15 protein-coding genes are annotated in these 25,948 nt (G+C 74.1%); 10 read left to right on the forward strand and 5 right to left on the reverse strand.

The window, feature by feature from the left end; translation table 11 throughout:
• From ABEA43_RS63230 to ABEA43_RS63240, 3 genes are all read left to right on the forward strand, one after another.
• Positions 1-2,142 (forward strand): condensation domain-containing protein (locus ABEA43_RS63230; RefSeq protein WP_345579028.1); only part of this gene is annotated, 2,142 nt, incomplete at its 5' end.
• Complete coding sequence (locus ABEA43_RS63235; protein WP_345579030.1) at positions 2,139-7,766, forward strand: non-ribosomal peptide synthetase/MFS transporter; 5,628 nt, start codon at positions 2,139-2,141, stop codon at positions 7,764-7,766. The genes ABEA43_RS63230 and ABEA43_RS63235, both read left to right, overlap by 4 nt.
• Entirely contained in the window at positions 7,745-7,915 is a 171-nt protein-coding gene (locus ABEA43_RS63240) for an MbtH family protein (protein WP_345579032.1), read from the forward strand. Before ABEA43_RS63235 ends, ABEA43_RS63240 begins: the two co-directional genes overlap by 22 nt.
• A 17-nt stretch (positions 7,916-7,932) precedes the next feature.
• On the opposite strand, the gene ABEA43_RS63245 is transcribed toward ABEA43_RS63240, so the two are convergent.
• A complete protein-coding gene (locus ABEA43_RS63245; RefSeq protein ID WP_345579035.1) occupies positions 7,933-8,130 on the reverse strand; it encodes a hypothetical protein in 198 nt (65 codons plus the stop codon).
• Positions 8,131-8,424: 294 nt separating this feature from the next.
• Between ABEA43_RS63245 and ABEA43_RS63250 the strand changes: the two genes are divergently transcribed.
• Positions 8,425-10,914, forward strand: a complete 2,490-nt coding sequence (locus ABEA43_RS63250; RefSeq protein ID WP_345579038.1) for a protein kinase domain-containing protein — start codon at positions 8,425-8,427, stop codon at positions 10,912-10,914.
• Between the two features lie 26 nt (positions 10,915-10,940).
• Here ABEA43_RS63250 and ABEA43_RS63255 read toward each other — a convergent pair whose 3' ends face one another.
• The 4 genes from ABEA43_RS63255 to ABEA43_RS63270 all read right to left on the reverse strand — a co-directional run bounded on the left by ABEA43_RS63255 (position 10,941) and on the right by ABEA43_RS63270 (position 18,803).
• Complete coding sequence (locus tag ABEA43_RS63255) at positions 10,941-14,237, reverse strand: PQQ-dependent sugar dehydrogenase (protein ID WP_345579041.1); 3,297 nt, start codon at positions 14,235-14,237, stop codon at positions 10,941-10,943.
• A 105-nt stretch (positions 14,238-14,342) separates the two neighbouring features.
• Entirely contained in the window at positions 14,343-15,467 is a 1,125-nt protein-coding gene (locus tag ABEA43_RS63260) for a sugar phosphate isomerase/epimerase family protein (protein WP_345579044.1), read from the reverse strand.
• A 165-nt stretch (positions 15,468-15,632) separates the two neighbouring features.
• Positions 15,633-16,826 (reverse strand): ROK family protein, encoded by a 1,194-nt coding sequence (locus ABEA43_RS63265; RefSeq protein WP_345579046.1) that lies wholly within the window; start codon positions 16,824-16,826, stop codon positions 15,633-15,635.
• Between the two features lie 369 nt (positions 16,827-17,195).
• The gene (locus ABEA43_RS63270; protein WP_345579049.1) at positions 17,196-18,803 is read right to left on the reverse strand and encodes a carboxylesterase/lipase family protein; all 1,608 of its coding nucleotides are present in this window, start codon (positions 18,801-18,803) and stop codon (positions 17,196-17,198) included.
• A 176-nt stretch (positions 18,804-18,979) separates the two neighbouring features.
• Here ABEA43_RS63270 and ABEA43_RS63275 point away from each other — a divergent pair, with 176 nt between their 5' ends.
• From ABEA43_RS63275 to ABEA43_RS63300, 6 genes are all read left to right on the forward strand, one after another.
• Entirely contained in the window at positions 18,980-19,798 is an 819-nt protein-coding gene (locus tag ABEA43_RS63275; RefSeq protein WP_345579052.1) for an IclR family transcriptional regulator, read from the forward strand.
• 187 nt (positions 19,799-19,985) lie between these two features.
• Complete coding sequence (locus ABEA43_RS63280) at positions 19,986-21,770, forward strand: aldehyde ferredoxin oxidoreductase C-terminal domain-containing protein (protein ID WP_345579055.1); 1,785 nt, start codon at positions 19,986-19,988, stop codon at positions 21,768-21,770.
• 162 nt (positions 21,771-21,932) lie between these two features.
• Positions 21,933-22,691 carry an SDR family NAD(P)-dependent oxidoreductase gene (locus tag ABEA43_RS63285; protein ID WP_345579058.1) on the forward strand — a complete coding sequence of 253 codons (759 nt, stop codon included), beginning with the start codon at positions 21,933-21,935 and terminating at the stop codon, positions 22,689-22,691.
• Positions 22,692-22,693: 2 nt separating this feature from the next.
• Positions 22,694-24,034, forward strand: a complete 1,341-nt coding sequence (locus ABEA43_RS63290) for a class-II fumarase/aspartase family protein (RefSeq protein ID WP_345579061.1) — start codon at positions 22,694-22,696, stop codon at positions 24,032-24,034.
• A complete protein-coding gene (locus tag ABEA43_RS63295) occupies positions 24,031-24,978 on the forward strand; it encodes a thiamine pyrophosphate-dependent dehydrogenase E1 component subunit alpha (protein WP_345579063.1) in 948 nt (315 codons plus the stop codon). Before ABEA43_RS63290 ends, ABEA43_RS63295 begins: the two co-directional genes overlap by 4 nt.
• Positions 24,971-25,942, forward strand: a complete 972-nt coding sequence (locus ABEA43_RS63300; protein ID WP_345579066.1) for an alpha-ketoacid dehydrogenase subunit beta — start codon at positions 24,971-24,973, stop codon at positions 25,940-25,942. The genes ABEA43_RS63295 and ABEA43_RS63300 overlap by 8 nt, the downstream gene beginning before the upstream one ends.
• Positions 25,943-25,948 lie beyond the last annotated feature (6 nt).

A 25,948-nucleotide genomic window follows, 5' to 3' on the forward strand; every position in this document is an offset into this window, starting at 1 on the left:
GTCCGCCAAAACCCCAACGGCACCCTCCACTACCTCGGCCGCACCGACCACCAAATCAAACTCCGCGGCCACCGCATCGAACTCGGCGACATCGACACCACCCTCGAAACCCACCCCTGCATCACCCAAGCCGCCACCACCGTCCACCAGGACACCCTCGTCGCCTACCTCGTCGGCACCTCGATCGACCCGGCCGGCCTCCGCGCCCACCTCGCCGAACGCCTGCCCGCGTACATGATCCCCACGATCTTCATCCCGCTCGCCGCGCTCCCCCTCACCCCGAACGGCAAGCTGGACCGCAAGGCGCTGCCCGTTCCCGGGGTCGTGGCGGACGTGCCGCTGCGGCCGCGCGCCGCCGGCGCGCAGGTGCCGCTGTCCCCTGCTCAGGAGCGGGCCTGGTTCCACGCCTCCTACCTGGACGGCGACGCCGCCGCGCACCTGTCCGCGTCGCTCAGGCTGACCGGCCGCCTCGACGAGGACGCGCTGGCCGGGGCGCTGACCCGGCTGGCGAGCCGCCATGAGGGCCTGCGCACCCGCTTCCCCGGTGACGAGGGCCGGCCGCGGGTGGTCGTGGAGCGCGCGTACGAGCCGCCGGTCGGCAGGCACGACCTCACGGGGCGCCTGGATGCCGAAGAGGAGGCCGTGCGGCTGGTGGCCGCCGTGACCGGCGAGCCGTTCGATCTGGCCGCCGCGCCGCCGGTGCGGGTGGCGCTGGTGCGGCTGGCGGCCGACGACCACGTGCTGTGCGTGGTGGCCCATCCGGTCGTGGCCGACGAACGGTCGATGGGGGTGCTGCTCGACGACCTGGCCACGCTGTACGAGGGCCGCGAGCCGGCCCCGCTCCCCGTACAGGCCGGAGATGTCACGCGCTGGCGGGACAGCCGCGAGTCGATGGCCGCTCCCGCGCTCGATCACTGGTGCGGGCGGCTGGCCGGGGCTCCGGTCCTGGACCTGCCGCTGGACCGCCCCAGACCCGAGACCCCGGCCCGCGCCGGCGGGTGGCACGAGCTGCGGTTGCCCCCGGAGCCGGCGCGGGCGCTGGAGCGGCTCGGCGCGGGGGCCGGCGGCGACCTGTTCACGGTGCTGCTCGCGGCCTACCAGGTGCTGCTGGCCCGGCACTGCGGCCAGACCGGCTTCCTGATCGGCCGGCCCGTCGACGGGCGCGACCTGCCCGGCCTCGAACCGGTCTTCGGCCACCTCACCCGCCACCTGGTGCTGCGCGGCGACCTGTCCGGCGACCCGGCCTTCACCGAGCTGCTCCGCCGGACCAGGGAGTCCGAGCTGGAGGCGGCGGAACACGCGGACCTCTCGCCCGAGCGGCTGGTCTCCGCGCTCGCGGTGGAGCGCGATCTCGGGCGGGAGCCGCTGTTCCAGACGACGCTGCGGATGTGCGAGCCCGTGCCGGAGCCGGGGACGTTCGGCGGGCTGGAGCACCGGCCGTTCGCGGCCCGGCCGCCCGAGACCGTCTACGACCTGGCGCTGGAGGCCAGGCCCGCGGCCGGCGGCCTCACGCTGGTCTTCCAGTACGACGCCGCGCTGCTGGACGCGGGCACCGTCGAGCGGCTGGCCGGACGGTTCGCCGTGCTGCTCGACCAGGTCATGAACGCTCCTGACCGGCGCATCTCCGAGCTGCCCCCGCACACCCCGGCCGACGAGGCCGATGCCTGGCCGGAGCGGATCCTGGACCCCTGGGGCGGCCCCGTGCCACCGGGCGCCGCCGGTGAGCTGCGGACGCAGGACGGCGAGGTGCGACGGGTGCGGCGGCTGCCGGACGGGCGGCTGGAGACGCTGCCGGTGCCGCACGTCGTCGGGAGCGCGCGCACCGGGTTCAGGCCCGGGTACCTCGCGCCGCGTACCGACGCCGAGGCGCTGGTGGCCGACGTCTGGGGCGACCTGCTCGGCGTCCACAAGGTCGGCGCCGACGACGACTTCTTCCACCTCGGCGGGCACTCCCTGCTCGCCGTACGGGCTGCGGCCCGCCTGCGGGCCACGGTCGGCATCGAGGTGCCGATCCGCACGTTCTTCACCCATCGCACGGTGGCGGAGCTCGCCGGCGCGGTGGAGGAGATCCTGCTGGCCGACCTGGAGAACCTGTCGGATGAGGAGGCCCTGCGCCTGCTCGACTCCACGGAGGCGCCGTGACCAGCCTGTCCCCCGCCAAGCAGGCGCTGCTCGCCCAGCGGCTGCGTCGGCGTACGGCCACGACGACGATCGGCCCGCGCCCGCCGGGGAGCGAGCCGCCGCTGTCGCACGGCCAGGAGCGGCTGTGGTTCCTGGAGCAGTACGTGCCCGGCACGGCCGCCTACACCGTCTCGTGCACCGTGCGGGTGACCGGGGAGCTGGACGCCGGCGCGCTGCGGCGGGCCGTGCACGAGGTGGCGGCCCGGCACGAGGTCCTGCGCAGCAGGTTCGTGACCTCCGGCGACGGGACGCCGCGCGTCGTGGTCGACCCCGTGGGCGGCACCGAGCTCCAGACGGCCACGGCGAGCTCCGCCGCGCATGCCCGCGACCTGGTTTCGGCGGAGCTGGCCCGGCCGTTCGATCTGGCGGCGGGCCCGCTGCTGCGGGTCCTGCTGGTGCGGCTCGGCCCGGCCGACCACGTGCTGCTGCTGGCCGCCCACCACGCCGTCGCCGACGGCTGGAGCTGGGACGTCGTGCTCAACGAGCTGTTCGCGCTGCAGGCGGGCGGCACGCTGGAGCCGTTGCCCGTGCAGTACGGCGACTATGCCGCCTGGCAGCGCGAACGCGTGGGCACCCCCGCCTACCGGGCGGACGTGGACTACTGGCGGGATCAGCTCGCCGGGGTGCCGTCGCTGGAGCTGCCCACCGATCTGCCTCGGCCGGCCGAGCAGACGTTCGCGGGGGCGGCCCACGGGTTCCGGCTGGACCCGGAGCTGTCCTCGGCGGTGCGGGCGCTGGCCGGGGCGCGGGGCGCGACGCCGTACATGGTCCTGCTGGCCGCCTTCCAGGCGCTGCTGGGGAGGTGGGCGGGGCAGAGCGCGTTCGCCGTGGGGACCCCGGTCAGCGGACGGGGGCTGCCGGAGCTGGACGGGCTGGCCGGGATGTTCGTCAACACCCTGGCCATGCGGGCGGACCTGTCGGGGAGCCCGTCGTTCGCCGACCTGCTGGCCCGCGTACGTGACACCGCGCTGGACGCCTTCGCCCACCAGGAGCTGCCGTTCGACCAGCTCGTCAACGAGCTGCGCGTGGAGCGGGACGTCAGCCGCCCCGCGGTGTTCCAGGTGATGTTCGCGCTGCAGAACTACACCAGCCGGCCCGTCGACTCCGGCGCGCTGGAGCTGTCGTGGTTCGCCGCCGACACGTCCGTCAGCCGGTTCGACCTCAGCCTGTACCTGCACGAGGGGTCCGGTGGGCTCGACGGCACGTTCGTGTACAACACCGCGTTGTTCCGGGCGGGCACGGTGGAGCGGATGGCGGCGGGCTTCGAGACGCTGCTGCGCGCGGCCGTCGCCGAACCCCGGACGCGGCTGGCCGATCTCGACGTGCTCCCGCCTGCCGAGCGCGCCCGCCTGCGTGCGCTGGAGTCGGCTCCGCCGCCCGCGGCGCCGGCGTACGGCCTGCTGCACGAGCTGGTCGCGGCGCAGGCGGCCCGCACGCCTGACGCGCCCGCGGTGGTCTTCGAGGGCGAGCGGCTCTCCTACGCGGAGCTCGACCGGCGCGCGGGCCGTCTCGCGCGCCGGCTGCGGGGGCTCGGGGTGCGGGCCGGCGATCGGGTGGCGGTGTGCCTGGAGCAGTGCGCGGGGCTGGCCGTCGCGCTGCTCGGGGTGCTGAAGGCGGGCGCGGCGTACGTGCCGCTCGACCCGGAGCAGCCTGCGGAGCGGGTCGCGTACATGGTGGGGGACGCCGGCGTCCGTACGGTGATCACGTCGGCGGGGGCGCGCGGGCCGCTGCCGCCGGAGCTCACCGAGGTGCTGCTCGACGGCCCGGCGCCCGCCGACGGCCTGCCCGACGGCCTGGAGCTGGCCGGCGGCCCCGGTTCGCTGGACGGCGGGATCTCCCCGTCCGGCCTGGCCTACGTGATCTACACCTCGGGCACCACCGGGCGGCCCAAGGGGGTGGCGGTCCAGCATCGTGAGGTGGTCGCGTACCTGGCGGGGGTGAAGGAGCGGTTCGCGGTCGAGCCGGGCTCCTCCTTCGCCCTGCTGCAGTCGCTGGCCTTCGACTTCGGCGTCACGACCTTCTACCTGGCCCTGCTCACCGGCGGCTGCCTGCACCTGATCCCGTCCAGGACCCCGGCCCCCGAGCTGGCCGAGCACTTCGCCCGGAGTCCGGCCGACTACCTGAAGATCACGCCGTCGCATCTCGCCGCGCTGCTCGCCGAGGTGGAGCCCGCCGCCCTGCTGCCCCGCAAGCTGCTCATCCTCGGCGGCGAGGCGTCCGGCTGGGCGTGGGCCAGGGAGCTGGCCGCGTCCGGCCGGTGCGGGGTGGTCAACCACTACGGCCCGACGGAGGCCACGGTCGGGATCACCACCTTCGCCGTCGATCCGGCCGAGCCCGCGCGGGAGACGACGCTGCCGGTCGGCCGCCCGCTTCCGGGGGCGCGCGTACAGGTGCTGGAGGAGCGGCTGCGGCCGGTGCCCGTCGGCGTGGCCGGCGAGATCTACCTGGGCGGGCCGCGGCTGGCCAGGGGGTACCTCGGGAAGCCCGCGCTGACGGCGGACCGGTTCGTGCCCGATCCTGAGGGCGAGCCGGGCGCGCGCATGTACCGTACGGGCGACCTGGGCCGGTGGCTGCCCGGCGGCGACCTGCAGTTCCTCGGCCGTCGCGACCTGCAGGTCAAGATCCGCGGGTATCGGGTCGAGCTGGGCGAGGTCGAGTCCGTGCTGTCGGAGTGCCCGGGGGTCGCCCAGGCGGTGGCGGACCTGCGTGACGACCGGCTGGTGGGCTACCTGCTGCCCGCGGACGGGCCGGGAGACGCAGCGAGCGACGCTGCGGGCTCGGGCAGTGTGGCGGGCTCTGGGGGCGTGGCGGGCTCTGGGGGCGCTGGGGGCGCTGGGGGCGTCGCGCGGTTGTCGGCTGCCGAGGTGCGGGCTTGGCTGCGCGACCGGCTGCCCGACTACATGATCCCGGTCCGGTACGTGTGGCTCGACCACCTGCCCCTGAAGTCCCATGGCAAGGTCGATCGGGCCGCCCTGCCCGACCCCGGCGACGACCGGCTCGACGACGGCGCGGAGTTCGTCCCGCCCGGCACCCCGGCGGAGCAGACCGTCGCCGCCGTCTGGGCCGACGTGCTCGGGCTGGCCCAGGTCGGCGCGCTGGACGACTTCTTCGAGCTCGGCGGGCACTCCCTGCTCGCGATGCAGGTCCTGGCCCGGCTGCGCAGGGCCGTACCGGAGCGCCGGATCACCCTGATGGACCTGTTCAAGCACACGACCGTGCGGGAGACCGCGGCGCTGCTGGCGGGCGAGCCGGGCGGCGAGACCCAGGACGGCCTGCTGCACCGGCTCACGCCGGCCCGCGTGACGACGAACACGCTGGTGTGCGCGCCGTACGGCGGGGGCAGCGCGGTCATCTACAAGCCGCTCGCCGACGCGCTGCCGGATGACTGGGCGCTGTACTCGATCGCCGTCCCCGGCCACGAGCTCGGCGAGGAGGCGCTGCCGCCGGACGAGGTGGCGCGCCGGTGCGCCGCCGAGGTCGTGGCGAACGTCCCCGGCCCCGTCGTCCTGTACGGGCACTGCGGCCTGGGCGCCATGCTGATCGCGGAGATCGCCCGGCGGCTGGAGTCGGAGGGTCACGAGGTCGCGGCCGTCTATCTGGGCGGCATCTTCCCGTTCGCCCGGCCACGCGGGCGGCTGAGCGGGCTGCGCGACCGGCTCGACGACCTGCGCGGCGACCAGGGCCGGGTGAACGCGCTCACCGCGGCCGGGCTCGACGTCTCCGACCTGAGCCCCGAGGAGCTGCGGCTGATCGTCCGCAACCGCAGGGACGGCACCCGGGCGGCGGAGCGGTACTTCACCCGGCTGTTCGAGGAGGAGGCCGGGCGGCTCTGCGCGCCGGTCATCGCCGTCGCCGGTGAGCGTGACCCGATCATGGAGTTCTACCAGGAGCGGTATCGGGAGTGGCATGTCCTGTCGCCGGTGACGGGATGCGTGGTGCTCGATGAGGCCGCCCACTTCTTCGTGAAATATCGGGCGGAGGAGCTGGCGGAGATCGTCACCCGTACGCACCCCGCCATCGCGACCGGCCGGACCGGCCCGCTGGAGCGCGTCACGGGTGCGGAGACCTGGTGGCTGCAGGGCGTCTCCACGACCCCTGCCTCGATCACCGGCCCGCCGGACACCCAGCCGGGGGTGAAGGGGGACGGCGGGGTGGCCGGGGACGGCGGGGTGAGCGGGGGCAGCGGGGTGACCCGGGGCGGCGGGGGTGGGCCGCGGCCCAGTATGCGCAGGTTCTTCGGGGTCGCCGCCGGTCAGGCGCTGTCCATCGTGGGGTCGGCGCTGACCGAGTTCGCCATCCCGCTCTGGATCTACCTGACCACCGGCTCGCTGGTCGACTTCGCGCTGTTCTCCGTGCTGGCCCTCGTACCCGGCATGCTGGTGGCCCCGCTCGCGGGGACCATCGTGGACCGCAGCGACCGGCGCCGGGTGATGCTGCTCGGCGACGTGGGCGCGGGCGGCGCGCAACTGGCGCTCGGGCTGCTGCTGTGGACCGGCAACCTGCAGACCTGGCACATCTACCCGCTGCTCGTCTGCCTGTCGGTGGCGCTGACCTTCCAGCGGATCGCGTACGGCTCCGCCATCCCGCAGCTCGTGCCCAAGCGCTTCCTCGGCCACGCCAACGGCGTGGTCGGCATGATCAACGGAGTCGCGCAGCTCATCGTGCCCCTCGCCGCGGCCGGGCTGATGGCCCTGATCGGGCTGGAGGGCATCCTGGCCATCGACGTGATCAGTTACGCGATCGCGGTCGGCAGCCTGCTGCTCATCCGCTTCCCCGCCACCATGGCCCTGCGCCGCCGGGAGTCGATGACCGCCGAGCTCGTCAACGGCTTCCGCTACTCGTGGGGCAACCTGGGCTTCCGTCGCATGGTCACCTTCTTCGCGGTGGTCAACCTGTTCATGGCCGCGCTGTTCCTGATGATCTCGCCGCTGGTGCTGTCGTCCGGATCGCTCGCCGACGTGGGGACGGTCTCGTTCTTCGGCGGGCTCGGGGTGTTCCTCGGCGGCTTCGGCATGGCGGCGTGGGGCGGGCCGCGGGTGCGGCGGTTCAGGGGGCAGCTCATGTTCACGCTGTCGCTGGCGGTCTCCGCGATGGTGATCGGGGTGCGGGACGACCTCGTGGTGATCACGATCGGGGTGTTCGGCCTGTTCCTGTCGCTGACCCTGCTCAACGGCGTCTACACCACGATCGTCCAGGTCAAGATCCCGCAGCGCTATCACGGCCGGGTCTTCGCCCTGAACCAGCTCGTGGCCTTCTCGACGCTGCCGCTCGGCTACGCGGTGGTGGCGCCGCTGGGCACGGCCCTGTTCGAACCGATGCTCGCGGAAGGCGGCGCGCTGGCGGGCACGGTCGGCCTGCTGATCGGCACCGGCGAGGGCCGCGGCATCGGCTTGCTCTACGTACTGCTGGGCAGCGCCATCGCGCTGTGCGTGCTCGTCGCCCGCCGCCGTCGGGCGCTGTGGGACTTCGACGAGCTGGTGCCCGACGCGCTGCCCGACGACCTGATCGGATACGAGGCCCTGCGCAACCGCGGGGCACTGGCCGGCGAACCGGAGGAGAAGACATGGACGACTACCAGGTCGTGATCAACGGCGAGGAGCAGTACTCGGTGTGGCCCGCGGACCGGGAGCCCCCGGCGGGGTGGCGGAAGACCGGCTTCCAGGGGGCGCGGGAGGCGTGCCTGGCCCACATCGAGGACGTGTGGACCGACATGCGCCCGCTCAGCGCGCGCTGATCGCGGGCGGGTGCCGGTCAGCGTCCGCTGATCGCGGGAGGCGCGGCCGGGCCGGGGCCGCTCGGCGCGCGCTGGTCGCCGAGGCGCCCGGACGGGTCGCCGGGGTGCGCGGCTGGGTCGCCGGAGTGGGCGGGCCGGTCGCGCAGGGCGCGTGGTGAGGCGCCCAGTTCGCGCCGGCACGCCTTGTTGAACGCCTGCAGGTCCGGGATCCCCACCGCGGCGGCGATCGCCGGGATCGGTGCCGGGCAGCCACCTGCGCCGGATCAACGAGTCACCTGCTGCACACCGCATATCTATACCAACCACGCTTTAGGGGAAGAACAACCAGTAGTTGGTGATTTGCCCCAACGACACGGCGCGGGCGCGATCTTCGCAGTTGATTCCGCCGTACCCGGGGGGTGAGTACGACACGTCGTTCCTGAAGCACGAGTTCTTCTTCGAGAAGCTGTCGCAACCCGGACATTCAGCCCTATCGTGTGGATCGCCCGACTCGCGATGGAAGGAGCGGGATGCCGGACATGCGCCCGCTCCACGAGAGCGATCCCGAGCGGATCGGCGGCTACCGGCTCGCCGGGGTGCTGGGCTCGGGCGGGCAGGGCGTGGTCTACCGCGCGACCGGCGACGACGGGCGCGAGGTCGCCGTCAAGGTGCTGCACGGCCACCTGAGCCATGACGACGGCATCGCGAAGGGGTTCCTGCGGGAGGCGGAGGCGGCGCGCCGGGTGGCGGCGTTCTGCACGGCGGCCGTGCTGGACGTCGGGATGCTCGATGACCGGCCGTACATCGTCAGCGAGTACGTGCCCGGCGAGACCCTGCAGGCGCTCGTCCGGTCGGCGGGCCCGCGTACGGGCGGGGCGCTGGACCGGCTGGCGATCTCCACGCTGACCGCGCTGACCGCCATCCACCAGGCCGGGATCGTGCACCGGGACTTCAAGCCGGGCAACGTCCTGATGGGGCCCGACGGCCCGATCGTCATCGACTTCGGGATCGCCAAGGCGCTCGACGCCACCACGCGCACGTCGGGGCCTGTGGGGACGCCCGCGTACATGTCGCCCGAACAGTTCAAGGCCGAGCGGGTGGGGCCGGCGTCGGACGTGTTCGGCTGGGCGGGGACCATGGTCTTCGCCGCCACGGGCCGCCCGCCCTTCGCCGGGGAGACGGTCGCGGCCATCGTGAACGGGGTCCTGAGCGGCTCGCCCGTTCTGGAGGGGGTGCCGGCGCATCTGCTGGACGTGATCGAAACCTGCCTGGCCAAGGACCCGCCGGCCCGCCCGACGCCGGCCGCCCTGCTCCAGCAGCTGATCCGGCAGGCAGGCCCGGCCACCAGGTCCCACCCCCGGACCCCACCCCTCCCCGGCTCCGCGCCCCATGGCCCTTCTGGCCCCGAAGCCGGGCGCGTGGGCCCTGCCGTTTCCGGCCCTCCGGGCTCCGCCGTCCCCGGCTCGTCGCCTGCCGACCTGGCCGCTCTCGGCTCCCCGTCTGCGGGAACACGTGACCCGGCGTCCTCTCGCGGCGGGACGTCCAGCCCCTGGATCCCGCCCGCGGGCCCGGCGGTCCCGTCCTCGGGAACGTCACGCGGCGAGGCTGCGCCCGTGGGTCCGGCCGTTCCGTCCCCGGGGACGGCACCCGGCGGAGCACCGCCCAAGGGGCCGGCGGTTGCGGGCGGGGGGCGTACCGGATCGGTGCCGTTGGGAACGGTCCTGCCCCTGGCCCGGCCCGCGGCCCCCGAGACGACCACGCCGCGCGGGGCGCTCAGCCGGCGGGTCCTGATCGGCGGTCTCGCCGCCGTGTCCGTCGCCGGAGTCGCCGCGTACGCCGTGCTGCGGCGGGACGAAGGTACGACGGGGCGGCCCGTCGGAGGGCCGACGGACCCAGCGGCCAAGGCGTCGGAGCGGCCGATCGGCAGCGGGTCGCCGTCCGCCCCCACCGGCAGCGCGTCGCCGGCTCCGTCCGCGTCGGCCGAGCCGTTCGGCACGCAGGTCATGGACCCCGTACCGCTGCCCGGAGCGAGCGGCGCGCCGGCGACCCTGGCCGCCGCGACGCTCGCCGGAGCGGCCGGAACCACCGCGACCAGCGCGGCCACGCCGGCCGGTGGATCCACCGTCGTGTGCGGCACGGCCAAGGGCGTGGTGCTGGGGTGGGACCCGGGCGCGGCCGTCACCCGGCTCGGCGACGGCGGCGGCGCGGCGACCTCGGTGGCCGTAGGCGCCCTGGGCGGCAGGAAGGTGGCGGCCTCCGGGCATGCGGACGGCAGGATGCGCCTCTGGAGCCTGACCGGCGAGAGCCTGGCCACGCACCGGGCCGCCGACCCGATCCTCGCCGTGACGATCACCGGCCAGGCGGGCGGGGGCCGGGCGGTCGCGGTGTCGCAGAAGTACGACGGCATGACCGACTTGCACAGCGTCGTACGCCTCTGGGACATCGCCACGGGCAAGCAACTCGGCCCCGCGATCACCGACCACTTCCAGGGGATCAGAGGGCTGGCGTTCGGCCGGCTCGGCGGCGACGACGTGCTCGTCACGGGAGACGGCGGCCAACGCGTCCGGGTGCGCCGCCTGACCACGGGCCGGTTGACGCATTCGTTCCGCACCGGGGAGATCGGCGGCATCGAGCTGCTGGCGTGCGGTGAGCTGAAGGGCAAGCCGGTGCTCGTCTCCACCCACCAGGACGCCACCCTGCGCGTGTACGACCTGGCGACCGGCAAGCGCAGGAAGAAGTGGACGTTCAGCGACCAGAGCCCGGACGACCGGGGCACCGGCGCCCTCGTGGCGGGCCTGCTCGGTGAGACGCCCATCGCGGCCGTCGCCCACGCCCCGGCGGGCGGGGAGGTCATCGTCCGCGTCTGGAACCTGAACGACGGCGAGATCCTGGGCGTCCTCGGCCCGGGACCGGGCGGCGCGATCCGGACGCTGGCCCTGGCCGAGCGGTCCGGCCGGCCCGTCATCGTGGGTGCGGACGACGACGGGCTGCTCCGCGTCTGGAGCCTCGGCCCGGCATGACACCGCGCCCGGCCGGGCGGCGGCGGTTACGGTGTGCGCAAGCGGTCGATGAGCGCTCGCGCGTCCCGGACCAGCGCGTCCCGTGCCGCCGCGTCCGGCACGTTGCCCCGCTTCTCGGCGATCTTCACGAAGCGCTGCAACGCGTCGATCGCGAGCCTCGGCCTGCCCTTCTTCTCCTGCCACTCGGCCAGGTCGAGCTGCCCGGTCAGCTCGTACGCGGCCCACCCCGTCACCGCCCCCGACTTCCTGAACCGGCCGACCAGCGCCCGCACATCCGCGTACGAGGTCGTGACCTGGAACGTCACGGTCGACGTCGTCGCCCGCCCCGCCCGGTCGGTCACGGTGCCCGTGAGCACGTGCGCCCCGAGCGCCAGCGGCCAGAGCGGGAGAGCCGCGCCCGAAGTGACCGGTTTGCCGTCGATCTGGGCGACGACGCCCCCGACGCCGGAGATCGCGTCGGTGCCCGACAGGACCGGCGTGAGCGAGGCCGAGTCACCGTAGGGCCGGGCCTCCACCCCGGTCATCGACAGCACGGGATCCGTCTTGTCGATCTTGATGCTGACGGTCCCCACGGGTGAGACGTTGCCGCCGCTGTCGGTCGCCCGGTACCGGACCTCCTTGGCGCCCTCGGCGCTCAGCGTCACGGGGTTCGCCGCGTTGGCCCAGGTGAGACCGCCGTCGAGGGAGTACTGGCGGCTCGACACGGCACCGTCGTCGGTCGCGGTGACGGTGAGCGTGACGTTGCCGGTGTACCAGCCGTTGGCGCCGTCCGGCTGGGCCGGGGACAGCGCCGCCGTCACGACGGGCGGGCTGGTGTCGCCCACGCCGCCGCCCTGGAAGGTGAACGCGTCCACCTCCACGCCGCCGGTCGAGGTCACGTACAGCCGCCCGCTCCCCTCGGGCGGAGCGGCGAACGCGGTCGTGACCGTCTGCCAGCCCGCGCCCGCCGGCACCGCCACGGTGGCGAACGGCGCGGCGTCCGGCGACTTCCAGCGCAGGGAGAGCGTCCCCGCGCCGGAGGCCGTGGTGCGCACGCCGGTGATCCCGGTGAAGTCGACCGGTTCGTAGGCGATCCAGTCTCCCGCGTCGAACGAGGTGACCTTGGCCTTGCCCGAGGCGGTCCCGTCGGGGGTGTCCGTGACGCCGCTGGTGTCGTCGGCGTGCTCGGCCTGGGTCAGCTTCGGGTTGAGGATCAGGGTGTCCTCGCCGAGCGCGCCGGGGATGCCGTTCGCGCCGTTGTCGCGGTAGCTCACGACGACCACGCCGTAGATGTTCTCGGTCTCGCCGTGCTCGGGCGCGCTCGCCGGGGTGGGCCAGGCGCCGGAGCAGCCCGTGCCGGTGGTCTCCGGGTGGGCGTGCACGTCGTGGCCGAGCCCGAACGTCCACTGCACCCGGCCGCACACCGGCTGGTCGCCGTCCTCGGCGTCGGACACCCCGATCCGGTACGGCAGCGCGTTCCCCCAGTCGAAGAACCCGCCGTCGGGCGGCGTCTTGATGCTCACCACGGGCGCGGTGTTGCCCACCGTGATCTCCAACGAGGTGAGCCCGGCCCGGCCGCCGGAGTCGGTGACCCGCAGCCGCGCCGCGTACTGTCCCAGCTCGGTGTAGGTGTGCCCGGCCATAGCCCCGGTCGCGTCGAACGTGCCGTCCCCGTCGAAGTCCCACTCGTACGTCAGCGCGCCCGGCTCGGCGTCGCGCGACGACGTGGCGTCGAAGGCGACGGTGAGCGGCGCCTGGCTGCTCGACGCCTTGTCGACGGTCATCTTCGCCTGGGGCGTCTTGTTGTCCGGCGTGTAGTCGATCCGGTAGAGCCCGGCGTCCGGGTTCGCGCGGAAGAACCCGTCGCCGTAGTCGAGCACGTACAGCGACCCGTCGGGGCCGAACTCGATGTCCATCGGGCTGTCGGTGATGGGCTGCGCGGCCGTTCTGAGCGCGCTGTTGGGCAGGAAGTGCTCGATCGCCGTGACGGGCCCGCCGGGGCCGGTCACGGTGAACGCCGCCAGGTAGTCCTGGGAGAACTCGGCGAAGAACGCCTTCCCGTCCCAGTACGCCGGGAATCTGCCGGTCGCCGGGCCGGTCGCGTCGTAGTGGTAGATCGGCCCGCCCATCGGCCCCTGCCCGCCCTGGGCCTCGAAGTCGACCAGCCCGGCCCACGCCGCGGGCTGGTGGGTGTTGTTGTCGCCGTAGTACAGGTCGGCGGGCACGGCGGGCGGGAGCCGGTCGATGCCGGTGTTCCAGCGCGAGGTGTTCAGCGGGCCCGCCGCGCAGTCGAACCACGGGCCCGGCTTGGCGCTCTCGAAGTCCCAGTCGTTGTAGTTGAACTGGTCGCCGGTGCAGTAGGGCCAGCCGCTGTTCATGGGCTCGGTGAGCGGCGTGATGTTCCACTCGACGTAGCCGAGCGGGCCGCGGGCGGGGTCGCCGGTCCCGGCGTCGGGTCCGTAGTCGCCCCACGACAGGGTGCCGGTCTCCGCGTCCACGTCGATGCGGAACGGGTTGCGTACGCCGGTCACGAAGATCTCCGGCCGGGTCCCCTCCGTCCCCGGCGCGAACAGGTTGCCTTCCGGGATCGTGTACGTCCCGTCGTCCCGCACCGTGATCCGAAGGATCTTGCCGCGCAGGTCGTCGCTGTTGCCCGCGCCGCGCCGGGAGTCGAGGCCCGGGTTCATGCCGGGCGCGTCGTTGTTGGGCGCGAACCCGTTGGCTCCCGGTGTGCCGGCCGGGGTGTTGTCGCCGGTGGCCAGGTAGAGGTTGCCCGCGGCGTCCCAGTCGAGGTCGCCGGCGACGTGGCAGCACTGCCCGCGCTGCGTCCCGACCTTGATGATGACCTGCTCGGTGGACAGGTCCAGCGCGCTGCCCGTCCACTTGAAGCGCGAGAGCTGGTTGTAGCCCTTCCACTGGTTCCAGTACGTCTCGTCGGCCCCTGCGGGCAGCGAGGTGGGCGCGGAGCCGGCCGGGGTCGTCTCCGGGTAGGGCGCCGACATGGTCCTCGGCGCGTAGTAGAGGTAGACCCACTTGTTCTCGGCGAAGGCGGGGTCGAGGGAGACCGTCTGCAGGCCGTCCTCGGAGTTGCCGTACACCGGGATGGTGTTGACGATCTTCGTGACGCCGGTGGCCGGGTCGGTCAGCCGCAGGTCCCCGTTGCGTGCGGTGTGCAGCACGCGCAGGTCGGGCAGGACGGCCAGGTCGATCGGCTCTCCGACGTTCTTGGTCAGGGTGTTCTTCTCATAACTGGACCATTCGGTGGCGGGATCGTGCGCCCGCGCGGGTAAGGCGGGGACCGTGACGGCGGCGAGGACCGCCAGGGCCACGAGGGTACGCTGCATGGAGATGCTGCTCCTAGGACGAGGAGTGTCGGTGAACCGGACCGCCGCGCCTGCCGCTGCAACGGCAGAGATCGCGTGGCGGTCCGGCCTTCGAGCGCGCTTTCGTCAGCCGCGCAGGGCGGCCATGTTGCGGTAGCTCAGCTCGGCGTACCGCAGTGACTGGGCCGGGTCGGTCCCGGGCGCGTTGTCCTGCTCGTACATCGGGTTGTGATAGCCCCTGGACCGCAGCCCGGAGAAGAAGCGGGTGTAGTCGATGTCGCCGGTGCCGAACGGCACCATGTCGTACCCGTTGGCGCCGGCCGGGTTGGACGTGCCGTCCTTGGCATGGAACAGCGGGAACCGCTTGGCCCGCGGCTGGACGGTGCCGAGCGGGTCGAACACGTCCGTCTGGACGGAGCCGTCGGGCGCGGTGAACGTACGGTGCTTGAACTGCGCCACGTGCGCCCAGAAGATGTCCATCTCGAAGTAGACGCGCCTGGGGTCGCTGATCCCGAAGAAGTACTCCAGCTTGCGGACGCCGGAGGAGCGGGTGGGCCTGCCCTGCTCGTCGAGCGGGCCGCTGTCGAGCAGGAAGGCGTAGGCCGCGTCGTGGTTGTGGGTGTACAGCCTGATCCCGGCCGCGCAGGCGATCGAGCCGAGCTCGTTCCACTTCGCCGCGGCGAGGTCCCAGTCGGCCTTGTACGCGCTGCCGGTGGGGTCGGAGCCGGTGCCCATGTGACCGAGCCCGAGGATCCCGGCGATCTCCAGCGCCTGCTTGAACCGGTCCACGTCGGCGGTGGTCAGCGGCCACGAGGACGGGATGAACCCGTGGTTGCCCTCGGCCCGCAGCCCGTTGTCGTCGAGCCAGCGCCGCAGCAGCCTGGCGCCCTCGACCGTCTCCAGGTTCGCGCCGCCCTCGGAGCCGGCGTGCTGGCGGTATCCGGCGAACTCGACCTGCTCGAAGCCGAAGCCGGCGAGCGCCTCCAGCACGCGGCGGAAGCCCGACGGCAGGGGCGTGGACGCCGGGTCGCGGGAGATGGCGTCGCGGACGGTGTAGAGGATGATGCCGCGCTTGCCGCGCGGGATCAGGGGGCGGCGGTGCGCGGCGGCCTGCGCCGGCTCGGCGAGCGCGATCGAGGCCGCGGCGGCCATGCCGGTGGTGGCCGCGAGGAGCTGGCGGCGGCTCAGGCCGAGCCCGCGGCGCAGCGCTCGCTCGTGTTCGTGCTCTTCGGATGGGTGAGTACGGCTCACGCCCGGTTCCCTTCCTTGAGGGACGCGTGCGCCGACCACGTCACAGCGGTCTCGCCCCGGGGTCCGCGAGCATGCCACAGCCGCGAAAGCCAGGGACGATCAATTGTTACTACGCCGCTGACATGGGGTCAATGGGGCCCACGCCGGCGGCCTCACGTGACGGCCTCACGTGACGGCGCGGTCGATGGCCTCGGGGGCGAGGACGTGCTCGACCACCATGACGGCGGCGCCGATGACGCCCGCCCGGTCCCCCAGCTCGCTCGCCCGGATGCCCAGGTGCTGCGTGGCCAGCGGCAGCGACCGGCTGTAGATCGTCTCCCGCACCCCCGCGAGCACCTGCTCCCCCGCCTCGGCGATGTCGCCGCCGAGGACGATGACCGAGGGGTTGAAGAAGTTCACGATGGAGGCCATCACCGCCCCCACCTCCCGCCCGGCCTGCCTGACCAGCCGCGTGGCCCTGAGGTCGCCCGCGCGCATCAGCGCCACCACGTCCCTGCTGCCCCGCGCCTCGACCCCGGCCGCGCGCAGTGCCGCCGCCATCGACGCGCCGCCCGCGATCGCCTCCAGACAGCCGGAGTTGCCGCACCTGCACGGCGCGTCCGACGCCGGCACCCGGATGTGGCCGACGTCGCCGGCGGCTCCCTGCGCCCCCCGGTGCAGCCTGCGGCCCGAGATGATGCCGCAGCCGATTCCGGTGCCGATCTTGATGAAGATCAGGTGATCGACGGCGGGCCTGGCGGCCCAGTGCTCGCCCAGCGCCATGATGTTCACGTCGTTGTCCACCAGCACCGGAGGCGGTCCGGTGCGGCGCCCGCCGCCGAGCCGGGCGCCCAGCCACTCGGGCACGCAGAACCCGTCCCAGCCGGGCATGATCGGCGGGTTCACCGGGCGTCCCGAGGCGTGCTCGACCGGCCCTGGCAGGCCGACGCCCACCCCGCAGACCGCCGCGGGGTCATGCCCGAGGCCGGCCAGCGACTCCTCGAACGCCGCCGCCACGAACTCCAGCGTCCGCTCGGGCCCCTCGTCGATGGGCAGCTCCACGGCCTGCTCCGCGAGCACGGTCATGCCCAGGTCGAGGACGGCCAGGCGGGCGTGGGTGGCCCCCAGGTCGGCGGCGAGCACGACGTGCGCGCTCCCGTTGAACGCGAACACCGCGGCGGGCCGGCCGCCCGAGGAGATCGCGCCGTCGCCGGCCACGACCCAGCGGTGGTCGATCAGCCCGTCGAGCCGCTGCGAGACCGTGGACCTGGACAGGCCGGTGAGCTGGGCGAGTTCGGCGCGGGTGCGCGCATGGCCGTCCCGGAGGATCGCCAGCAGCGCTCCCGCCCCCGTGCTCTGGCCGTTCGATCCACTTGGCATGCGCACTAGCTTACTTCGAACGTCACCCTACTTATGTTGACAAGAATTAAAAGTCGGATCTATCGTCGCGAAATATGCAGGACATATGCGGCACGCGGCGACAGCTTCGGGGCTCGTCCGGCATTTCCCGATCTCCTCGCGCCGAAGGGCGCGAACCCGGAGGTGGTGCCCTGCGCGCGCCCGTCGAGCCACCGTCCGGCCCAGCCCGCTGACCGGCACCCCACTCCGCACGTCCCTCTAGAGGATCCGGCCCGGACCTCATCCGCCGTCGCGCCGAGACGGCGGGTACCGGGAATGCCACCCGGCCGGATCCTCCCACGGCACGCCGTGACGTGGTTGCGGACGCCGGCCGGATTCTCAGCCGGATTCTCAGCCGGCGTCCCACAGGTCGCAGTTGTGCTCGGCCGCCATCGTCGCCGACGGGACCGGCGTCGAGCGGCCACCGGCGCGCAGCGACATGATCCGGGAGGTCCGGTTGACGTCGGGCCAGCCCGCCGCGTCGCGCGCCTGCGGCCGTCCGGTGCGCGTGAACGCCCCCCAGTAGTGCACCATGTCCCGCGCCAGCCGGCGCTCGGCGGCGTCGAACGCCGGCGCGATCGGCGTGCCGTTGTCGAAGCTCGGCCACAGGTAGGCCAGCTCCGCCGCGTGCCCGGCGCCCCACTCGTAACCGGCCGGCTCCGGGGTCAGGCCGGGTCCCGTGCGGTGGTCGAAGCGGTAGCCGTACACGCGGGTGTAGGCGGACAGGGCCTCGATGAAGTGCAGCGTGGGACAGCCGCCGATGCCGGCCAGGAAGCCCGCGTCCGTGAAGATGGCCGCCGTCAGATACGCCGAGGTGAACTGGTCGGACTGCGCCGGCCACGGATACCGGGCCAGGACGGCGCCGGCGCGGTCGCCGACGAGGCCGCGCACCCACGTCTCGTACCGCTCCCGGCTCCAGCCCCGGTTGTTCTGCAGGAACGTGCGGCCCTCGTCGCGGGTGGAGCCCACGACCAGCGGCACCCGCTGGAAGCGGCCGGCCCGCACGGCGGTGTCGGGGTTCTCCGGCAGCACGGGGCCGCCGTGCACGAACGAGGTGAACTGCGGCCCGTCCACCAGCCGCGCCGGGCTCAACGCCCGCAGGCACGCGGCCGTCGGTCCGTCGGCGGGACAGCCGAGTGTGGTCGCGATGGCCGTGCCGGACTGCTCGCCCTCCGCGACCGTGCGGCTGCCGCAGTAGCCGCTCTGGATGATGCCGCGCCCGAACAGCCCGGCCGAGGCGGGTGCGACGAGGTGGGCGCAGACGGAGAATCCGCCCGCCGACTCCCCGTCGATGGTCACCTGCCGCGGGTCGCCGCCGAACGCGCCGATGTTCTGCCGCACCCAGCGCAGCGCCGCCTGCTGGTCGAGCAGGCCGTAGTTGCCGGACTGGCCGGCCTCCGCGCTCAGCGCCGGATGGGTGAGGAAGCCGAGCACGCCGAGGCGGTAGTTGACGCTGACCACGACGACGTTCTCGAGCTGGGCGATCAGCGAGCCGTCGTGCTGGTTCCCCGAGCCGTTGAGCAGGCCGCCGCCGTGGATCCAGAACAGGACGGGCAGCCGCCGGCCGGCCTTCGTGCCCGATGGGCGGAACACGTTCAGGTAGAGGCAGTCCTCGGTCTCGGAGCGCGGGCCGTTGCTGCCGGCGGCGACGGGGCACCGGTTGCCCCGTCGGGCGGCGTCGCGCACGCCGCTCCAGGACGCGGCCGGCTGCGGGGCCCGCCAGCGCAGGTCGCCGACGGGCGGGGCGGCGTACGGGAGGGCGAGGAAGCTGTCCACCCCGGCGGCGCGCGCACCACGTACGAGACCCGTGCCGGTACGCGCCACCGGCCGGTCGCCGCCCCCCTGAGCCGCGGCGGCGGGGAGCGGGGCGAGCAGGGAGGCGACGAGCGCCACCGCCGCGGCGAAGGCGATCGGCGGCCTTCCGCGAGGGGACGGCTTGGGGTTGCGCGCTGCGGCCATGTGCACGACTCCTTCGAGGGAACGGGACGGCAGGCGTGTTGTCACCCGGAACGGTTTCCGCCCGGAACATACGGGCCGGAACATACGGGCCGGGCGGGGCGCGCGATACCGCGTTCACCGCTGGACGGAAGGCTTTCGCACCAAGAACATGAGACGGAGGTGAGGAGGCGTCGGCCATGACCACAACCGGTGACGGCGCGGCGATCCACCGTGGCGTCCGCACCCGGGACACGGCGAAGGAGCCCGCGGGCCGTACGGTGACCAGCCGGGTGCTGAGCGTGCTCAGCGCGTTCTCCGGCGAGCGGCGCCGGTTGAGCCTGTCCGAGATCAGCCGCCGTGCCGGGATGCCGCTGACGACCGCGCATCGCCTGGTCAGCGAGCTGATGGCGTGGGGCGCGCTGGAGCGTGACCGCGACGGCCGCTACCAGATCGGGCTGCGCCTGTGGGAGGTGGCCGCGCTGGCCCCGCGCGGGCTGGGGCTGCGCGAGGCGGCCATGCCGTTCCTGGAGGACCTGTACGAGGCCACCCGCCAGCACGTCCAGCTCGCCGTCCTGGACGGGCCCGACGTCCTCTACCTGGAGCGCATCTCCAGCAGGGACGCGGTCGGCGTGCACAGCCGGGTCGGCGGCCGGTTCCCCGCGCACGCCACGGGCGTCGGCCTCGTGCTGCTGGCCCACGCGCCGCCGGACGCCCAGGAGCGGTATCTGGCGGGGCCGCTGGCGACGTTCACCGACAGGACCATCGCGGATCCCGGCCGGCTGCGGTGGGCGCTGGCCGACGTGCGGCGCAACGGCTACGTCATCAGCGACCGGCAGGTGACGCTGGACGCGGTGTCGGTGGCGGCGCCCGTGCGGGACGCGGCCGACGAGGTCGTCGCGGCCCTGTCGGTCGTGGTGCGGCTCGGCGATCCCCGGCCGGTGGCTCTCGTCCCGCCGGTGGTCGCGGCGGCCCGCGGCCTGTCCCGCTGGCTCCTGTCCCACCCGGACCACCCCTGACGCCCCAGACACCCCTGACACCCCGGCGCCCCGTCGCGGGGGTGCCGGGCTTGCGCCGCTCCTGTGTCATGTGATGTTGTGCCGCTCCGGAGCCCGGCGGAGGGCACGCGCCGCGGGACGCCCCTTGCGCGCGACTGCCCGACGCCGTGCGCCGGCCCCTTTTCCGTCATCTGCAGGAGGCTTGGCCGTGCCGTTCATCGTTGACTTGACCAGCGGAAACGTCGAACGCGAAGACCGATCGGCCGAGCCTGGCCACTATGGCGGCTCGATACTGGGGCTGCGCCTGCTGGCCGAGCGGACGCCTGCCGGGCTGGACCCGTACGATCCGCGGGCCCTCCTGTACGTGGCCGCCGGGATGCTGGGCGGGACGGCGGCCCCCGGGCTGGCCAAGGCGGTGTTCCTGGCCAAGTCGCCGCTGACCGGGGTGGCCGGCGAGGCGCACGCGCTGGGCCCGTTCGCGGCGGGGATGCGCGGGGCGGGAGCCAAGGCGCTGGCCGTGACGGGACGGGCCGAGCGGCTGTCGTACCTGCTGATCCAGGACGGGGAGATCTCCCTCCACGACGCGGGCGAGCTGCGCGGGCTGGGCACCGGCGCGACGACCGACGCGTTGCGGGCCAGGCACGGCGAGGCGGCGCACGTCGCGGCGATCGGCCCCGCAGGGGAGAGCCTCGTCCGGTACGCGAGCGTCGTCACCGACCGCGCCTACGCCGCCGGGCGGTACGGGCTCGGCGCGGTCTTCGGCGCCAAGAACCTCAAGGCGATCGTGTGCGCGGGCGACGCCCCCGCCGAGGTCGCCGACCCCGGCGCGGTCGCGGAGGTGGCCGCCTACTACCGGTCGGCGCTGGCCGGAAACCCGCTCGCCGCGCTGCAGGCCGGTGAGCCCGGGTTCGCGGGGTGGGTGGGAGACCCGCTGGACCCCGGGTACGCCTCCGTGCGGAACTTCTCCGTCCCCGGCGCGACCGGGCTGCGGGTCCCCGTCGCGGGCGACTACGACGGCCGGGCGGTGGCGATGACGGGCGCGTGTCCCGGATGCCCGAACGACTGCCTCAAGGTGTACGCGCCGGAGATCCCCGAGCGGCGCTCCGGCGGGCTGGGCCAGGAGGCGTTCGTGTCGCTCGGCTGGAACCTCGGGATCGACGACCTCGACACCGTCCTCACCGCGAACGCGCTCTGCAACGACCTCGGCCTCGACCCCGTCTCACTCGGCGGGACGCTCGCCTTCGCGATGGAGTGCGCGCAGCGCGGCCTGCTGGCGGGCGGGCCGGTGTTCGGCGCGGCGGCGGCGCTGCCTGGGCTGATCAGGGACGTCGCGGCGCGCGGCGGGGCCCTGGGCGACCTGCTCGCGGAAGGCGCGGAGCGGGCGGCGGCCAAGCTGGGGCCGGAGACGGCCGCGTACGCGATGACCGTCAAGGGGGCTGAAATGCCCTGCTTCGACCCGCGGATCCAGCCGGGGATCGGGCTCGGGTACGCCATCTCACCCGGCGGCCCCCGCTACGACGCCCTGGAGCACGACCTCGACTTCGACCCCGTCGCCGGGCTGGCCTACAGCTTCCCCGAGGCGCGGCTGGTGGCGGCCGAGCCCGCGCCGCTCGCCGAGCTGGACGCCGAGCGGGGCCGGCGCAGCGCCCGGCTGCTGCGGCTGTGGAGCGGGCTGGACGCGCTCAACCTGTGTGTGTTCGCCTCCACCCCGACCAGGCCGCTGACCGTCGACCGCCTGACCGCGCTGGTGACCGCCGTGCTCGGGACCGCCTTCACCCTGGAGGACCTGCTGGCGGCCGGGCAGCGGCGGCTGGACGAGCTGCGGGCGTACGCGGTGCGCGAGGGCGGCGGCGGGCGCGACGAGCTGCCCGGCCGGATGCACGACGAGCCGATCACGGAGGGCCCGCACCGGGGCGCGGTGCTGGACCGGGCGGCGTTTGAGCAGGCCCGCGACGCCTTCTACGCCGAGCTCGGCTGGCTCCCCGCCCCCTGAGGGCCGGCGCCCGTCCCCCACGGCGGGCGCCCGTTCCCCTGGCGACGTTAAGCCGGGGGAAATTTCCCAATAAAAACGATTGACCTCCCTCTTGTTCCGTTTGTGAGGCCGCTGCTATGTTCAGGTCAATCGTTTGAATGGACGCGAGGGAGACCATCGGGGATGGCTGTCACGATCGATCTGACGGGCCGCACGGCGCTCGTCACGGGCGGCGCGGGAGGTCTCGGGTTCGCCTGCGCCCGCGCGCTCGCCGACGCCGGAGCGGACGTCGTCCTCTCCGACCTGGAGGGCGCGCGGCTCACCGAGGCGGCGGCCGAGCTGGGCGTGGCCGCGCAGGCGGCCGACCTCACCGACCCGGCCCAGGCCACGGCCCTGGCGGCCGGACCGGCCCGGATCGACGTGCTGGTGAACTGCGCCGGGATCATGCGCACGACCCCGCTGCTCGACATCGAGGCCGCCGAGTGGCTGCGCATCGTGGACGTCAACCTGAACGCCACGTTCTGGCTGACCCAGGCCGTCGGGCGGCGGATGGCCGAGCAGGGCGGCGGCTCGATCGTCACCCTGGCCTCGGTCGCCGCCCGCTCGGGCCGCCCCAACGCGGCCCACTACTCGGCCACCAAGACCGCGCTGCTGTCGCTGACGAAGTCGGCCGCCGAGGCGCTGGCCCCGGTGCGGGTGAACGCGGTCTGCCCCGGCGTGATCCTGACGAACATGTGGGACGACATCATCAGCGACCGCGACCGGCGCTTCGGCCCTGAGGCGGGCCACGGCTACCTGAAGGAGGTCAGCGAGCGCTCGCCGCTGCGGCGTCCCGGGGAGCCGGCGGAGGTCGCCTCGGCGGTGCTGTTCCTGGCCAGCGACCTGGCCTCGTTCATCACGGGGCAGGCGCTGAACGTCGACGGCGGACTGGAGATGAGCTGATCGTGCGCCAGACGTTCAAGCTGCTGCCCGAGCTGTTCGGCGACGGCGGCATGACGGAGATCTTCTCGGCCGACCGTACGGTGCTGGCCTGGCTGCGCACCGAGGCCGCGCTCGCCCGCGCGCAGGCCGAGTCGGGCGTGATCTCCGAGGCCGACGCGCAGGCCATCGCCGCCGCGTGCGTGCCCGGCAACATCGACCTGGCGCGCCTGTGGTCGGAGGCGGTCAACGTCGGCTATCCCATTCTCCCGCTGGTGCGGATGATCTCGGCGGCGCTGCCCGACGGGCCCAACGGCCGCGTCCACTACGGCGCGACCACGCAGGACATCATGGACACCGGCCTGGCCCTGCAGATGGGCGAGGCGCTCGACCACCTGGCCGCGCTGCTCGCCTCGTTCGGCGACGCGCTCGCCCGGCTGGTGGCGGCGCACGCGGGCACGGTCATCGCCGCCCGCACCCACGCCCAGCAGGCGGTGCCCACGACGTTCGGGGCGAAGATGGCGGTGCTGCTGGCGGAGACGGCCAGGCAGCGCGAGCGGGTGCGCGCGGCCACGCGGCAGGTGCGGGTCGTGTCGCTGTTCGGCGCGGGCGGCACGTCCGCGGCGATGGGCGAACGCTCCTCGGCGGTCCGCGAAGGGCTGGCCGGCCGGCTCGGCCTGCGCACGACCGAGGTGCCGTGGCACGTGGCCAGGGACGGCGTCGCCGAGTTCGGCGTCGCCTGCGCGTCCCTGGCGGCGACGGCCGCGCGCTTCGCCCGCGAGGTCGTGGACCTGTCGAGGACCGAGGTCGGCGAGGTGCGCGAGGCGGGCGGCCACCACCGCGGCGCGTCCTCGACGATGCCGCAGAAGGCCAACCCGATCGGCTGCGAGGCCGTCATCGGCATGTCGGGCACGGCGGGGGCGCTCAGCTCCGGCCTGTTCCGCGCGATGGAGGCCGGGCACGAGCGGGCGGCCGGCGAATGGCAGGTCGAGTGGTACGTCGTGCCGCTGCTGGCCGAGCTGTCCGCCGGCGCGCTGGCCACGGCCGCCGAGGTGGCCGCCGGCCTGCGGATCTACCCGGAGGTCATGCGGGCGAACCTGGGCGCGGAGGGCGGCCTGATCATGGCCGAGGCGTACATGATGCGCCTGGCCCCCGCGCTCGGCCGGGAGCGCGCGCACGACCTGGTCTACAAGGCGGCGCACGAGGCTCGCGAGCACGGGCGGGAGCTGGCCGACGCGCTGCGCGACGTCGCCGGGCCCGACGATCTCGCGAGCCTGGGCACGCTGCCCATCCCGCCCGAGTCCTACATCGGCGACGCGGAGGCGATCTGCGCCGCGGCCCTGGACGCCTGGAGGAATGATCGATGAGCGAGAGAAGGCTCGCGGACCTGCTGGCCATGTGGCGGATCCGCGCGTTCGAGGAGAAGGTGCGCGACCTGCGGGCCGAGGGGCCGATCGTCGGCTCCGTGCACCTGTGCATAGGGCAGGAGGCCATCCCGGTCGGCGCGTGCGACGAGCTCGATCCGCAGGACGCGCTGTTCGCGACCTACCGCGGCCACGGCTGGGCGCTGGCCAGGGGCGTGCCGGCGGAGCCGCTGTTCGCCGAGCTGATGGGCCGGGCGAGCGGCGTCAACGGCGGGCGCGGCGGATCGGCATACTTCACCGCCGCCGAGTACGGCTTCCACGGCGAGAACTCGATCGTCGGCGCCGGCGCGCCGATCGCCTGCGGGGCGGCGCTGGCGGGCCGGTTCGACGGCTCGAACCGCGCGGCGGTCACCGTCTTCGGCGACGGCGCGATGAACCAGGGTGCGGTGCACGAGGCGATGAACTTCGCCGCCGCCTTCGCCCTGCCGGTGGTGTTCGTCTGCGAGAACAACCGCTATTCCGAGCTGACCCCGATCGCCGACATGGTGCGAATCCCGCGCCTGGCCGACCGCGCCGCGGCGTACGGCATGCCGGGTCACCGGATCGACGGCAACGACGCCGAGGCGGTGCGCTTCCACGTGCGCGACGCGCTGGAGGTCGCCCGCGAGGGCGGCGGGCCGACGCTGCTGGAGTGCATGACCGAGCGGCTGGTCGGCCACTACATCGGCGACGCCGAGACCTACCGGCAGCCCGGCGAGCTGGAGCGGATCAGGCGCCGCGAGCCGATCGCCCGGCTGCGCGCGGGCCTGCTGGCCGACGGCGTGCCCGCCGCCGAGATCGACGCGGCCGAGCAGCGGGCGCGGGCCGAGATGGAGTCGGCCGCCGCGGCCGCACTGGCTGCGCCGTTCGCCGACCCCGCCACCGCGAGGGAGCACCTGTATGCCTGACCTGTCCTACGGCGAGGCCGTGAACGCCGCGCTGCACCGGCTCATGGAGGAGCTGCCGGAGACCCTGGTCTACGGCGAGGACGTCGGCGTGCCCGGCGGCGTCTTCGGCGTGACCAGGGGGCTGCGCAAGCAGTACGGCGACCGCGCGTTCGACACCCCGATCAGCGAGGCGGCGATCCTGGGCAGCGCGGTGGGCGCGGCGATGATGGGCCGCCGCCCGATCGTCGAGATCATGTGGGCCGACTTCTCGCTGGTGGCGCTCGACCAGATCGTCAACCAGGCGGCCAACGTCCGCTATGTGTCGGGCGGCCGGCTGCGGGCGCCGCTGACGATCCGTACCCAGCAGGGCAACGCGCCGGGGGCGTGCGCGCAGCACTCGCAGTGCCTGGAGGCGCTGTTCCTGCACGTGCCCGGGCTGCGCGTGTGCATGCCGAGCACGCCGCAGGACGCCTACGACCTGCTGGTCACCGCGGTGCACTGCGACGATCCGGTGCTGGTGATCGAGAACAGGTCGCTGTACTTCGGCCGCAAGGAGCCGGTCACGACCGGTCCTGTCCAGCCGATGGGCGCGGCGCGCACCCGCCGCGCCGGCTCCGACGTCACGATCGTCACCTGGGGCGCGATGACGCACCGGGTGCTGGAGGCGGCCGGCGCCCTGGCGCTCGACGGGATCGAGGCCGAGGTGGTGGAGACGCCGTGGCTCAACCCGTTCGACACCGAGGCGGTCGTGGACAGCGCGCGCCGCACCGGCAGGCTGGCGGTCGTCCACGAGGCGAACGTCACCGGCGGCTTCGGCGCGGAGATCGTGGCCCGCGTCGCGGGGGCGGGGGTGCCGCTGCTCGCGCCGCCGATCCGGATCGGCACGCCTGACGTGCGGATGCCGGCCGCGCAGGTCCTGGCGCAGGCACTGGTGCCTGACGCCGGGCGCATCTCGGGGGATGTACGTGCCCTGGTCAAGGGCTGACACCCA

This window comes from Nonomuraea rosea (genome assembly GCF_039539705.1).
Lineage (GTDB): Bacteria > Actinomycetota > Actinomycetes > Streptosporangiales > Streptosporangiaceae > Nonomuraea > Nonomuraea rosea.

Bases quoted from the DNA above. Each gene is read 5' to 3' on its own strand.
- ABEA43_RS63240 (WP_345579032.1), top strand. From the start codon at position 7,745: ATGGACGACTACCAGGTCGTGATCAACGGCGAGGAGCAGTACTCGGTG.
- ABEA43_RS63250 (WP_345579038.1), top strand. From the start codon at position 8,425: ATGCCGGACATGCGCCCGCTCCACGAGAGCGATCCCGAGCGGATCGGC.
- ABEA43_RS63255 (WP_345579041.1), bottom strand. From the start codon at position 14,237: ATGCAGCGTACCCTCGTGGCCCTGGCGGTCCTCGCCGCCGTCACGGTC.
- ABEA43_RS63265 (WP_345579046.1), bottom strand. From the start codon at position 16,826: ATGCCAAGTGGATCGAACGGCCAGAGCACGGGGGCGGGAGCGCTGCTG.
- ABEA43_RS63270 (WP_345579049.1), bottom strand. From the start codon at position 18,803: ATGGCCGCAGCGCGCAACCCCAAGCCGTCCCCTCGCGGAAGGCCGCCG.
- ABEA43_RS63275 (WP_345579052.1), top strand. From the start codon at position 18,980: ATGACCACAACCGGTGACGGCGCGGCGATCCACCGTGGCGTCCGCACC.
- ABEA43_RS63285 (WP_345579058.1), top strand. From the start codon at position 21,933: ATGGCTGTCACGATCGATCTGACGGGCCGCACGGCGCTCGTCACGGGC.
- ABEA43_RS63295 (WP_345579063.1), top strand. From the start codon at position 24,031: ATGAGCGAGAGAAGGCTCGCGGACCTGCTGGCCATGTGGCGGATCCGC.
- ABEA43_RS63300 (WP_345579066.1), top strand. From the start codon at position 24,971: ATGCCTGACCTGTCCTACGGCGAGGCCGTGAACGCCGCGCTGCACCGG.